The following is a 12975-nucleotide window of genomic DNA, read 5'->3' as shown; positions in this document are numbered from 1 at the left end:
AATTCGTGAGGGGAACTTAGTTTTCGCTTTCTACGAGGGTTAATAGAAAAATGGTATTACATGGAATGTAATACCATTTATATTTAATCGCCTGATTAGCGAGTTGGCTTATTGCCGTGAGGGTTGTTGCCTGTCGGGTGGTTTTTCCCTATTACAGGGGGTAGCCCATGGTAAATTAATAACATTGTCATACTATTACTCATTGTATTTGCATCGACTTCCACTGTATCCGCAGTTCGACTATTTCTTTGGTAACGACCAGATAACGTATTGCTCATTGAGAAGCCTCCTCTGTTTCTTTTATCAGGCGGTTAGCTTCAGCAAGCTCATAACGCCTTGGTGTCAGTGCAGTCGCACTATGATTACGGGCAAGTAATGAATATATGGTGGGCAGAACAAATAAAGTAAATAACGTGCCAACTAGCATCCCTGTTACGATCACCAAACCTAATCCAAAGCGGCTATTGGCGCCTGCCCCTGTCGCGAATAACAAAGGTACTAAACCAATGACCATCGCTGCTGTTGTCATTAGGATTGGGCGTAAGCGAATTTGTGCTGCTTTGAGGATAGCATGGCGTTTGTCCAAACCTTCATTGGCCTGTAACTCATTCGCAAATTCCACCATTAATATGCCGTGTTTACTGATTAAACCGATTAATGTCACTAAGCCAATTTGGGTATAAATATTCAACGTTGCATAACCCAGCGCGAGTGGGATCAAGGCTCCACAAATAGATAAAGGAACAGTGATCAAGATAATCAGTGGGTCGACTAAACTTTCATATTGGGCAGCTAAAACTAAATAAATGATGATGAGCGCCGCCATAAAGGCAAAGGCGAGGGTGTTACCTTCTTGTTTATATTGGCGCGAATCGGATTGCCAGTCATGGCTGAAGCCGGCAGGTAGTTCACTGGCAATGCCATCTAAATAAGCAACTGCTTGGCCGAGTGTGACTCCCGGAGCCGGAATTGCTTGGAAAATAGCCGCATTTTGTTGATTAAATTGCGTGAGCTTATTGGGTTCAACTTGCGTATTGATATCTACGACAGTTGACAGTGGGATCATCGTTCCCGCTTCCGATTTTACATAGTGCCGTGACAGTGCGTCAGGGGTTAGTCGTTGGCTGCGAATACTCTGTGGGATCACATCATAGGAGCGCCCATCCATTCCAAAGCGGTTGATATAGTTTTCACCCACTAATAAAGTCAGGGATTCACCAATATCTTGCATCCTGATCCCCAAACTATTTGCTTTTGAACGATTAATGCGGACTTCAACCACTGGGTTGTTATAGTCAAGGTCGCTATCCACCACCATAAATAACCCACTTTCACGCGCTTGCTGTTTGATCTCTTCCATGGTTTTGTAAAGCACGGAATAATCTTGTGAGCTTCGTAGTACCATTTGCACCGGTAGTCCCCCTGTTGAGCCCGGCAATGCAGGTAACTGGAAGACAAAGATACTATTTCCTTCAACATCTCCAACACGTCCTTGTAAGTCAGCTTGGATAGCCGACGCAGGGCGCTCGCGTTGTTCCCATGAGGAGAGGTTTGTTCCCCCAAAACTAGCGGAAGGGCCATCAGTGCCGTTAATAATCCATGTGCTTTCTGTTTCCGGTAACTCCATGAAAACATCATGTAATTTACGTGAGAAACGTTCAACATACTCTAGGTTAGCGTGTTGTGGCGATTTAATAGCGGTTAATACGCTAGATTGGTCTTCAACAGGGGCTAATTCACGCGGAGCAGATTGGTAAAGTAGGGGCAAACTGATAAAGACCGCAACTGCAATAACACCTGTTAACCAACGGTTTTTCAAAGAAAAATTCAATACAATAGTATAGTAATGAGCTAACGTACTGAAGAACGTTTCAGCCATTCGCGCCATGCGCCCTTCGTTTTGTTTTGAATTGAGCATGAAAGAGCTCATCACAGGGGAAAGGGTTAACGCCACAATACCTGAGACAATCACTGCGCCTGCTAGCGTTAGAGCAAACTCTTTAAATAACGCGCCAGTTAAACCTGACATCAAGCCGATTGGGGCGTATACCGCGGCTAAGGTAATGGTCATCGCGATCACAGGGCCTGCAACTTCACGAGCCCCAATTAATGCAGCTAAAACAGGGGATTTCCCTTCCTCAATGTGGCGATGAACGTTTTCGACAACAACGATAGCGTCATCCACAACGAGCCCAATGGCGAGTACCATTGCTAGCAAGGTGAGCAAGTTAACACTAAAGCCGAAAGCCATCATCAGTGCGGCTGCACCTAACATTGATAACGGAATGGCTAAGATTGGAATGATGACACTGCGAATTGAGCCTAAACACAGGTAAATAACCACAATGACAATGAGCAAGGCTTCAATTAAGGTGCTGATCACTTGGTCAATAGAGGCTTTAATAAAGCGTGAGGTTTCAAATGCCATTTCCACCTTAACACCCGGAGGTAAGGTTTTAGTGATATCAGGCATTAATTGATTCATGCCATCAACAATTACTAACGGGTTTCCCGTTGGTGTCGCAAACAAACCAAGGTAAATAGCCGGCTCCCCATTCATCAAACCACTTGTTTCAGTGGATGAAGCGCCCAGTTCAATGGTTCCTACATCTTTCAGGCGGACTAATCCATTACCGTCATTTCGGATCACCAGATCACGGAATTCATCAACATTGGTGAGGTCGCTATTAACATAAACGTTAGAAATAACGAATTCACCTTTAATTTTTCCGGGAGCTGCTTGGTAGTTATTTTGGCGCACAGCTTGTGCGACGTCGGCGGCTGTTAGCCCTCGCCCTGCAAGCTTATCGGCATCAAGCCATAAACGCATAGCAAGTTGTTGCCCACCAAAAACTTGGACTTTGGCGACGCCGTCAATAGAGGAATACATCGGCTCAATAACGCGGGAGATATAATCCGTTAGCGCCGGTATCGATAAATTAGTACTGGAAAAGCCAATATAGGCAACTGCGGTGGATTCCCCAGAAGAAAGCTCAATAACAGGGTCATAAGCTTCTTTCGGTAACTTATAACGAACTTGGTTTACTTTAGCCATTACTTGAGCAAGAGCTTGGGTAGAGTCTCGATTAAGTTCCATTCGTACAGTGACAAGGCTGCTACCTTGTACTGAGGATGAGGATAGATAATCGACCCCCTCGACTGAGGAAACCGCTTGGGCAATAGGTTGCGTCACAAAACCTTGCATCAGCTTTGCTGATGCCCCGGGGTATTGTGTCGTAATGGTAATAGTTGCACTTTCAAGTTGTGGATATTGGCGAATAGGTAGCTTGCTTAGTGCAAATAAGCCAATTAACACGATAAGTGCGCTGACGACCAGAGCTAAGACAGGCCGGCGAACAAAAATATCAGTAAATTTCATTGCGCCTTCCTTAAGAACCTTGAACGGTCGGAGTCATTGGTTCAGACAAGGTGTCTTGTGCGACAGGCGTCACCGCAGAACCATCGTTTAAGCGTAATTGCCCTGAAGTCACGACTTTATCGTCGGCAGTTAACCCTTGCTCTATTTCTATTTTTCCATCCCAACGTTGCCCCGTTTTCACCGAAACGCGTTTAACTGTCATGGCGCTACCTTCGCCTTGCGTAATGAATACGGTATCGCCATAGGCAGTATAAGTAACCGCAGTTTCTGGGATGGTGAGGACTTGATTGCTGACTTGGCGCACCACATTGACATTGGCGTACATGCCAGCTTTCAGTGTCCCATCGCTATTGTCTAATGTTGCTTGTAAGGCAATAGTGCGAGATTTGCCGATTAATGGGTCAATGGCAGTGATCCGAGCTGGGAATGTTTTATTTGGGTAGGCATCGACAGTAATATCGACAATCTGCCCCAGATGGAGTTCGGGGGATGCCTGCTCATCTAATGAAAAATTGAGCTTTAATGCTTTCGTATTGACAAGGCTAGCGACAGTTTCTCCGGGGCTCAAATATTGCCCTTCGTGTACTTGGCGAATACCTATTGTGCCATCGAAAGGTGCGACGATGGTTTTTTGCGCAATCAGAGCTTGGGTTTGACGGATCAAACCTTGAGCGATATCGCGTTCCGCCCGTGTACTATCAACTTGAGCTTCTGCGACTAAATGCTGTGTTGCGAGGGAACGGGTTCTTTCGTATAAACGAGCAGCATTACGCAACTGTGCTTGATAACGCGATAAATCGGCTTGCTCAACCGCATCATTGAGTTGCACTAATAGCTGGCCTTTTTTGACTTGCTGACCAGATCCAAAAGCAATTTTAGTTATGCGGCCACTGGTTTCAGCTGCCACTAGCACTTGGCTTCCTGCTTCAAGTTCACCTACTCCGTAGAAAGTTCGTGGAGCCGTGTTTAAACTGACTGGGGCTAACGCGACTTTAACGGGAGGGTACTGGTAAGCAGCTTGTTTATTATCTTCATTTTGTGCATAGGTAGAATAGATAGCACTACCGCCCCCTGCAGCAATTAAAATTGAACACAGTATGATTATTGTTTTTTTATTCATTAGATTTTCCTTCTATTTCTGCGTTTTTAACGCGAAATAAAGACCTCGAAAATGCCCTGCAATAGCGACAGCGATTAAGCCACCGATGACTGAAATATGCTCAATCGCCCAAAACATAGCGATTTTGGCTTCTTCCCCTGTATAGCTCCAAAAGGTATGAACAATCACAATAGTGAGAAACAAAAATACGGCTAGAGCACCAGTTCCAAGCCATAAAAGGCGGTTGAAAAGCACCAGAACGGAAGCGGCTAACATGACAAAAGCAGATGCGATATTGAAAAACCAATCCGGGTGCAGACCGGCAGCACGCATTTCGGCAAGGCTATTCTCATAATCAAAAACTTTGGCTAAACCAGATGAAATAAATAAAACCAAGATCAGCAAACGAGCAATAATCCATAAGCTGTTGCTTTCTAACAATTTGGTGATCACCGATGGCATAAACCTATCCCCTTTAAAAAAATAATGTCAATTGACAAACTTGCAGGGTGGCACTATAAAACCTTAAGTTAAGTTGAGGTCAAGCTAAGGGACGCAAAAATGGCAGAGAAAGACACGAAAGCGATAAAACCACGTAAAGAAAGTGGAAAAAAAATAGATTTTACAAGGGCATTAACCGTTGGTGAGGTAGCTAAACGTGCAGGTGTGGCGGTGTCGACAGTTCATTTTTACGAGTCAAAAGGGTTGATCCAAAGTACACGCACGCAAGGAAATCAACGACGTTTTCACTCTGTGGTTCTGCGTTATATTGCCATCATTAAAGTTGCGCAAAGTACGGGGATACCACTACATGAAATTCAAGAAGCTTTGGGGCGTTTTCCTGCGAATAGTTCACTCACATCGGAACAATGGAAAGAAATGTCCACCCAGTGGCGCTCTTCTTTAGATAAGCGGATCAGGCAGTTAACTCGTTTGCGCAATGAATTAGATAATTGTATTGGCTGTGGTTGTTTATCACTGAGTGATTGCCCGCTTCGCAACCCTGATGATGTATTGGGAAAAAGAGGCCCCGGCGCACGAATTTTGGAACGCCCATAAGTCATTTCCCCTTACCTGCATCCCATCACATTTCTCACCATTTGGATAGCCACTGCAAAAAGTGGCTATTTGTTTAGGTATATCAACACATTATTATTTAAATTGCCGCACTGAATGGATAATTTTTGCGTCCATCGGCTACAGCTTTTGGCTATTTTTGCGTAATTATTCGTCATGTTAATTTTTTGTGAAATCATTGTAATTAAATGAGAGTAAAAAAGAGGATGCCGAAGATGAGAGGTTTAAATAGTAAAATTGCCATCGTTACCGGAGGTGCGACCAAAATTGGTGCAACCGTGGCGAAAATATTGAGCGATTACGGCGTGACGGTCACTATTTTCGATATTGATGCAGTGAATGGTGAAAAAGTTGTTCAAAATGAGCCGAATATTGATTTTCTTCCAGTAGATATTACCGATGATCAGCAGCTTAAGCAGGGAATTGACCGTGTTGCGCAAAAATATGGTCAACTCGATTTTTTAGTTAATCTGGCCGCCACTTATCTTGATGAAGGCCAGTCATCCACAAGGCAAGATTGGCTAACTGCCTTAAATATTAATGTTGTCAGTGCCGTCATGGCGGCTCAGTTTGCCAAACCTCATTTAGCGAAGTCGGGTAAAGGGGCGATAGTTAATTTCACCAGTATCTCTTCTAGCGTTGCGCAAACTGGTCGTTGGTTATATCCCGCATCTAAAGCCACTATGTTAGAGGTCACTCGTAGCCAAGCGATGGATTATGCGCAGGACGGGGTCCGTGTGAACTCTGTGTCACCGGGTTGGATTTGGTCTCGTGTCATGGATGAAATAACGGGGGGCAACCGGCAAAAAACAGACCGCGTAGCTGCGGATTACCACTTATTAAAACGCGTTGGCGACCCTGAAGAAGTTGCTCAAGTTGTCGCGTTCCTTCTTTCTGACCTAGCGAGCTTTGTCACTGGCGCAGATTACGCCGTTGATGGCGGTTACTCGGCTATGGGACCCGAACAGGCTAAACCCGCAATTCCCCGTCTTGCTGAATAAGACACCATATTAAAGACTTTGCAGAGGAAAATACTATGCGTCGTATTGCTATCGTAGGTGGTGGTCAAGCGGGTATGCCATTAGCTTTAGGCTTGCTCGATAAAGGCTATGAAGTCACAGTTGCAACAAACCGTACGCCAGATGATGTGAAAAAAGGCCGTGTGATGTCGAGCCAGTGCATGTTCGATATTTCACTACAATTTGAGCGTGATTTAGGGCTAAATTTTTGGGAAGAAGATTGCCCACCCGTTGAAGGTATTGGTTTTACGGTTCCACATCCAGAAAAAGCGGGTGAAAAAGCCATCACATGGCGGTCTCGCTTAGATAACTATGCGCAAGCCGTTGATCAGCGTATCAAAATGCCATATTGGATGGAGCTATTTGCGGCTCGTGGCGGTAATTTACGTATTGAAGATGTGGGTATTGCAGAGCTCGAACGCCTAGCGGAAACCCATGATTTAGTAATATTAGCAGGGGGCAAAGGTGAAATAGTCAAGCTCCTTGAGCGTGATGAAACCCGTTCGCCGTATGATAAACCTCAGCGAGCTTTGGCATTGACCTATGTCCACGGCATGTTACCAACCCCTGAATATTCACAAGTTTCATTTAACTTGATCCCTGGAGTTGGTGAATATTTCGTATTCCCTTCTCTGACGAACAGCGGTGATTGCCACATTATGGTCTTTGAAGGGGTCCCCGGTGGGCCAATGGACCAATGGAACGAGGCGCGTACTCCCCAAGAACATTTGGCTTACAGTAAAAAGATCCTTAACACCTATTTACCATGGGAAGGGGAGCGCTGCCATAACATTGAGCTAACAGATGATAACGGTATTCTAGCGGGACGATTTGCGCCGACAGTGCGTAAGCCCGTGTTAACGCTGCCATCAGGTAAAATTGTGTTCGGCTTAGGTGATGCGCTAGTCACCAATGATCCGTTGACAGGGCAAGGTTCAAACAATGCGACGAAAGCCAGCAAAGTTTACTATGACGCTATCTTAGCGCATGGAGATAAACCTTATACCGCCCAGTGGATGAACGACACTTTCGAACAATTCTGGAAATATGGTCGCTATGTTGTTGAGTGGACAAACTCTTTATTGGCTCCTCCTGAACCGCATATTTTACATCTCTTGGATGCCGCTCAACAGTTGCCATCTCTCTCTCATACTATCGCTAATGCATTCAACTACCCACCAGTCTTATTTCCTTGGTGGAAAGATGGGGCAGCTTGCGAGGCTTACATCCAATCACAAATGATGGAAGAAGCTCGAGCCTAAAAGGGGAGTCCAATATGTCTATGATTGCAGAGGATACATTCATGTGTGATAGGGAATGGGGCCATACCGAATTTGAACCTAAAGCCTTGCGCAATTTACTCGGTTGTTATCCAACAGGGGTCGCGGTTGTGATCACACGTGCAGCGGATGGCCGTGACGTTGGGTTAACAATTAACTCATTTGCATCGTTATCACTCGACCCACCATTGGTGTTATGGAGCCTAGTTAACCATTCACCAAATTTATCTGTGTTTCGTGATTGCCGTCATTTCACTATCAATATTTTAGGTAAAGAGCACCAAGAACTGGCCATGCGTTTTGCTAACCCACGCATCGAAAATAAATTTGCAGATGTGGCGACCCATGTAACGCCAGAAGGTGTCCCCGCGCTACATGGCGCGATAGCCACCTTAGTTTGCGAAAATCATAAACAAGACCATATCGGTGATCACCTATTAATGGTGGGACATGTTCGGCGGATTAGCAGTGAGACAGGTAAGCCGCTGGTTTTCCATGGTGGCACGTTTACCGCTTTACATGAAGCCCTTTAGGTGTAGGAGAGATTATGAACCAGCCAGCATTGATGACATTCGTAAAAGAATTGCAACAGGGCAATATTCGCGTTGTTGACTTGACGCAGACATTATCCCCATCGTTTCCTGCCTTGCAGTTACCCGAACAATTTGGGCAAGTATGGTCATTTAGTATGGAACAAATTTCCCGCTACGATGATAACGGCCCTGGGTGGTATTGGAATAATTTTAGTTGTGGGGAACATACAGGAACCCATTTTGATGCACCTATTCATTGGATAAGCGGCAAAGACCAAGCCAATAATACCGTAGATACGATCCCTGTCGAAAATTTTGTGGCACCAGCGGTTGTGGTCGATGCCAGCCAAGAAGTGGCTAACAATGCAGATTGGGTACTGACGGTAGAGTTTCTACAACAATGGGAACACAAACACGGCAAAATCCCAAAAGGGGCATGGGTATTATTTCGGACGGATTGGTCAAAAAAGACCGATAACCCTGTGGAATATGTAAATATGCACGAAGATGGTGCACACACACCCGGACCATCGCAAGAAGCGGTTGAGTGGCTTATTCATGAGCGTGATGTGAAAGGGTTTGGTGTTGAGACTATTAATACTGATGCAGGGCAATCTTATCGCTGGCCAATTGCATATCCCTGTCACACATTGATGCATGGCAGCAATAAATATGGCCTGCAATGTTTAAAAAACCTCGATAAATTACCTGCAACTGGCGTCGTCATTGTTGCCGCTCCTTTAAAAATTGAAGGGGGCTCAGGTAGCCCATTACGTGTACTAGCGCTGGTGGGGTGATTTATGACAACACACTCTCACCCTCAAGTCATTGTTGTTGGCAGCGGGATGAACTCATTAATGTGTGCCGCCTTATTGGCGGTACGCGGTAAATCAGTACTGGTTCTAGAGCGTAATGACCGCTTAGGGGGCTGCATTCGTACTGAAAATTTATTTGAGGGATATACCCACGACTTACTGTCTTGCTGGTATTCGTTATTCGTAGGCAGTCCCGGTTATCAGGAACTCGAACCTTATTTAAAAAAATATGGTTTAGAGTTTTGCCAATGTGATTATTCGACAGGGTTAGTTCAGCCAGATGGTCAGTCTGTTGCATTAAAGCGCGATATTGCTGAAGCAGCAAAGCAACTTGATAGTTTAGCACCGGGAGACGGTACGGCATTTCGTAAAATGGCAGAGACGCTATTTAACCAAGACGCAGCACTGACATTTGGTTTATTAGGGCAAAACCCATACAGTGCGGGCATGTTGAAATTATTATTTTCGCAATGGCGCAAACGAGGTGTAGATGGGTTATTGGATTTTGCTAAGTCTGGAATAGAAAGCTTTCGCCGTTGGTCTGAGCGTGAGCTACAACATGATTTTAGCCGAGCTTTAATGGCGCCTTGGGTATTACATACAGGGTTAGGGCCTGATGAAGCGAGTTCTGCGCTAATTGGGAAACTCACATTTGCAGCGGTAGTTGCTGGTGGTATGCCTGTTGTAAAAGGTGGGAGCGAGCGCATTGTTGAGGCGTTTTCGAAGGTTATCGAAGCCCATGGTGGGCAGCTCAAAACAGGGATGCACGTTGAAAAAATTATTACTCAAGGCCTCGGGAAGAATAGCCGAGCAACAGGGGTTAGGGCTAATGGGCAGGACATTAGCGCTTCAGAGAGCGTGATATGCAACGTTACCCCGACTCAGTTATATGGCGTATTGCTTGATAATGTTTCCCCACAAATAAAGCAAAGGTCAAACGGTTATCGTTATGGGCGTGCGGGGATGCAAATCCATTTTGCACTGAGTGCTCCTCCTCCTTGGTGTAACCCTGAGCTTCTTCATGTTCCTTTGGTTCATTTTACGGAAAGTATGGAACAGGTTTGTTTGTCTGTGGCCCAAGCGAATAACGGTTACTTACCTGATAAACCGACGTTTGGTATTGGTCAGCCGACAGCGCTTGACCCAAGCAGGGCCCCCGATGGAGGGTGGATTTTATGGGTTCAAATGCAGGAGCTTCCTCGCACCTTAAAAGGTGATAGTGCTGGTGAAATTTCAATTCCAGAAGATGGAAAGTGGAATGAGCAAGTGCGTGAAGCAGTAGCTGATCGGATACAGCAGCGTTTAGAACAAGTTATGCCGGGGTTCTCTTCACTGATTGTCGGCCGTAAAGCGATTTCTCCAGCTGATCTTGAACGCTATAACTGCAATCTCGTCGGCGGTGATCCTTACTCAGGGACTTGCTCACCAGACCAATTCTTTTGGTTACGCCCTTTTGCGGCGACGGGGCAAACAAAAGCACATCAAACAGCAGTAAAAAATCTCTTTCATATTGGCGCATCAACACATCCCGGCCCCGGGCTTGGTGGTGGCTCTGGTTACCTTGTTGCACAAAAATTGGCAGTCAAACGTAGGACATAAATAAATCAGCAATGGATTTGTACTATCGCAGGCAAAGCACACACAGTAAGACAACCCACTATGGCAGGAAATATGATGAAAACAAAAATAATCAGTAGGCTTGTTGCAGGTTCGTGTCTCAGTATTCTTTCATTTGGTGCGGTCGCTACCGAAGGTGGTGGATTAGGTGTTTATCCCGATGGTCTCGAAAACTTTATGTCAGGGGCGCTACCACCACAAGGTGTCCATGTACTGATATATGGTGGAAATGCGCATTATGACAGTATTCGCGATAACAAAGGGGATAAAATCCCTGTGCCGGGTTTTAGTGTAAATGTGAATGTATTAGCGCCAAGGCTGATTTGGGTGACAGACCAAAAAGTGTTTGGTGGTGACTTAGCTTTCCATACGATTGTGCCATTATTGGATGTTACCGCAAAGGCAGCAGGTCAGAAAGACAACAGCCGTGGCCTTGGCGATGTGACATTTGGACCAGCCTTAGGTTTTCATCCATCGGCAGATTTACACTATGTGGTGGGGTTAGATGCCTACGCCCCAACAGGGAAATACAGTAAAACTGACCCATCAAGTCTGGGGAAAAATTACTGGGCATTACAGCCTGTCTGGGCAATAAGTTATATTCCCCCAGTTGGTGTGAATGCCGATTTAAAAATGATGTATGATTTTAACTTCCGTAATAACGATACAAAAACACGTTCAGGCCAAGCATTTCATGCTGATTATGGCTTAGGCTGGGGCTTTGAAAATGGTTGGGTTGCAGGGATTGGCGGGTATGCTTTTATGCAAACAACAAATGATAGTGGGCCAAATTCAGCACAAGGAAAAGCCCGAGCCTATTCGATAGGGCCATCCATTCGTTATGCCAACCCTCAAGGCTGGTTATTTACGGCTAAATGGGAAAAAGATTTTGAAGTGAGAAACCGCCCAGAAGGATCGCAAATTTATTTAAAAGCGGCCATTCCATTCTAACGAGTATAATAAATTAAAGCCCTACACCGTGTTAGAATAGCGATGTAGGGCTTTGTGTAAGACATCATTTAGGCTTTTTTCAGACTTTGGCTCGGCGTTTCACCATATCGTTGTTTATATTCCGCACTAAAACGTCCCATATGAGCAAATCCCCAACGTAATGCGACTCCCGTGACACTGGTCGCTTCCCCAGAAAGCAGTTCGGCTCTTACCCGTTCCATTCGTAAATCGCGTAGATATTGCATTGGGCTAATATCTAAAAACTCTTTAAAGCCAGCATATAAGCTACGTAAACTGACTCCCGCAATGTGGGCTAGTTGCTCAACTGTAATAGGTTCATGGGCATGAGCTTCTAAGTATTCCTGCACACGCCTGACATGGCGAGGACGGATTGTGGCTCTGCGCATTCCAGAATCTTCAGTATAGTTATGGCCTTGGGTGGAGAGAAGAGTGACAGAAACCAATTGCTCAACTTGTGTGGTGATCAACTTATGTTGTAGTAGATCCGGTGTACGTGTAGCACATTCAATTAAGTAATTCATTAAGGTGCGCCATGCAATACAGGATTGCCATGCAAAACCCAACTGAAAAACTAATGGTTTATCTAAAGTGTGTCCTAGCTGGCCAACTAAAGACCGTTCTAGTAAGGAGCGAGAAATACGCAACATAAACTGATCGTTATCGCTATTCCAACGCATGGTTGTTGATTCTTCTGGGCTAAGTAACGATGCCATTTGTGGTGTGGACTCTATACATTTTCCGCCACTTTCAATGGTCGCACTGCCAGACAACGGCATTTGTACTAGGAAAAAGTCCTGCAGTTGCCCTGGAGCAATAGTAACATCAGCGCCATATCGTAGACGGCTCAGCGAAATATCCCCCATGGGAATATAATGCATACGGGCATCAAGGCGTTGATGTGGGTTGAGTAAATGAAACTGATGGGGCTTCATCACCCGACCAACCATGGACTTGATCTCCTCGGGATCTGCGGATGTAAACAATAAGCGCTCGGAAGAACAGAGCTGATTTTCAATCTGAGGTGCAGGTGAATGGGGCCACGAGTTGCTCAACATCGGAGGTACCTCCAAAATTATTTTTCAGCTTTATTTCATATTTGGTCAATCTTTAGCTGCATTGTTATCTTTTTTTATATTTTTTATAAATTAATTCAAATGGTTATTGTATACGATTAATGATGTGAC

The 12975-nt window shown here is 45.1% G+C and carries 11 protein-coding genes; 7 read left to right on the top strand and 4 right to left on the bottom strand.

Annotated features, from left to right (window positions below):
• Window positions 1–274: 274 nt before the first annotated feature.
• Genes OQV04_RS20730 through OQV04_RS20720 form a run of 3 tightly spaced genes read right to left on the bottom strand, consistent with a single transcriptional unit; the run spans window position 275 to window position 4940 of the window.
• A complete protein-coding gene (locus OQV04_RS20730; protein WP_042848472.1) occupies window positions 275–3379 on the bottom strand; it encodes a MexW/MexI family multidrug efflux RND transporter permease subunit in 3105 nt (1034 codons plus the stop codon).
• A 10-nt stretch (window positions 3380–3389) separates the two neighbouring features.
• Window positions 3390–4499 (bottom strand): efflux RND transporter periplasmic adaptor subunit, encoded by a 1110-nt coding sequence (locus OQV04_RS20725; RefSeq protein WP_272678428.1) that lies wholly within the window; start codon window positions 4497–4499, stop codon window positions 3390–3392.
• Between the two features lie 12 nt (window positions 4500–4511).
• A complete protein-coding gene (locus tag OQV04_RS20720) occupies window positions 4512–4940 on the bottom strand; it encodes a DoxX family protein (RefSeq protein WP_042848469.1) in 429 nt (142 codons plus the stop codon).
• Between the two features lie 99 nt (window positions 4941–5039).
• Here OQV04_RS20720 and soxR point away from each other — a divergent pair, with 99 nt between their 5' ends.
• From soxR to OQV04_RS20685, 7 genes are all read left to right on the top strand, one after another.
• Complete coding sequence (gene soxR / locus OQV04_RS20715; protein WP_042848467.1) at window positions 5040–5537, top strand: redox-sensitive transcriptional activator SoxR; 498 nt, start codon at window positions 5040–5042, stop codon at window positions 5535–5537.
• 233 nt (window positions 5538–5770) lie between these two features.
• Entirely contained in the window at window positions 5771–6556 is a 786-nt protein-coding gene (locus tag OQV04_RS20710; protein ID WP_272678426.1) for an SDR family oxidoreductase, read from the top strand.
• A gap of 35 nt (window positions 6557–6591) precedes the next feature.
• Window positions 6592–7836 carry a styrene monooxygenase/indole monooxygenase family protein gene (locus OQV04_RS20705; protein ID WP_048608776.1) on the top strand — a complete coding sequence of 415 codons (1245 nt, stop codon included), beginning with the start codon at window positions 6592–6594 and terminating at the stop codon, window positions 7834–7836.
• Between the two features lie 14 nt (window positions 7837–7850).
• Window positions 7851–8387 carry a flavin reductase family protein gene (locus tag OQV04_RS20700; protein ID WP_225833164.1) on the top strand — a complete coding sequence of 179 codons (537 nt, stop codon included), beginning with the start codon at window positions 7851–7853 and terminating at the stop codon, window positions 8385–8387.
• A 14-nt stretch (window positions 8388–8401) separates the two neighbouring features.
• Window positions 8402–9184: a cyclase family protein gene (locus tag OQV04_RS20695; RefSeq protein ID WP_272678424.1), complete on the top strand. Its 783-nt coding sequence runs from the start codon at window positions 8402–8404 to the stop codon at window positions 9182–9184.
• Between the two features lie 3 nt (window positions 9185–9187).
• Window positions 9188–10801, top strand: a complete 1614-nt coding sequence (locus tag OQV04_RS20690) for a phytoene desaturase family protein (RefSeq protein WP_042848461.1) — start codon at window positions 9188–9190, stop codon at window positions 10799–10801.
• Window positions 10802–10873: 72 nt separating this feature from the next.
• Window positions 10874–11770 (top strand): SphA family protein, encoded by an 897-nt coding sequence (locus OQV04_RS20685; protein WP_332642757.1) that lies wholly within the window; start codon window positions 10874–10876, stop codon window positions 11768–11770.
• Between the two features lie 68 nt (window positions 11771–11838).
• Here the strand turns inward: OQV04_RS20685 and OQV04_RS20680 are convergent, their stop codons facing one another.
• On the bottom strand, window positions 11839–12738 hold the full coding sequence (locus OQV04_RS20680; protein ID WP_332642755.1) for an AraC family transcriptional regulator: 900 nt from the start codon (window positions 12736–12738) through the stop codon (window positions 11839–11841).
• Between the last annotated feature and the right edge of the window lie 237 nt (window positions 12739–12975).

This window comes from Escherichia sp. Lx600-2 (assembly GCF_036662595.1).
GTDB classification, from domain to species: domain Bacteria; phylum Pseudomonadota; class Gammaproteobacteria; order Enterobacterales; family Enterobacteriaceae; genus Escherichia; species Escherichia coli.
The sequence above is the reverse complement of the archived record's forward strand: the minus strand, read 5'-3'. Positions and strand labels throughout refer to the sequence as shown.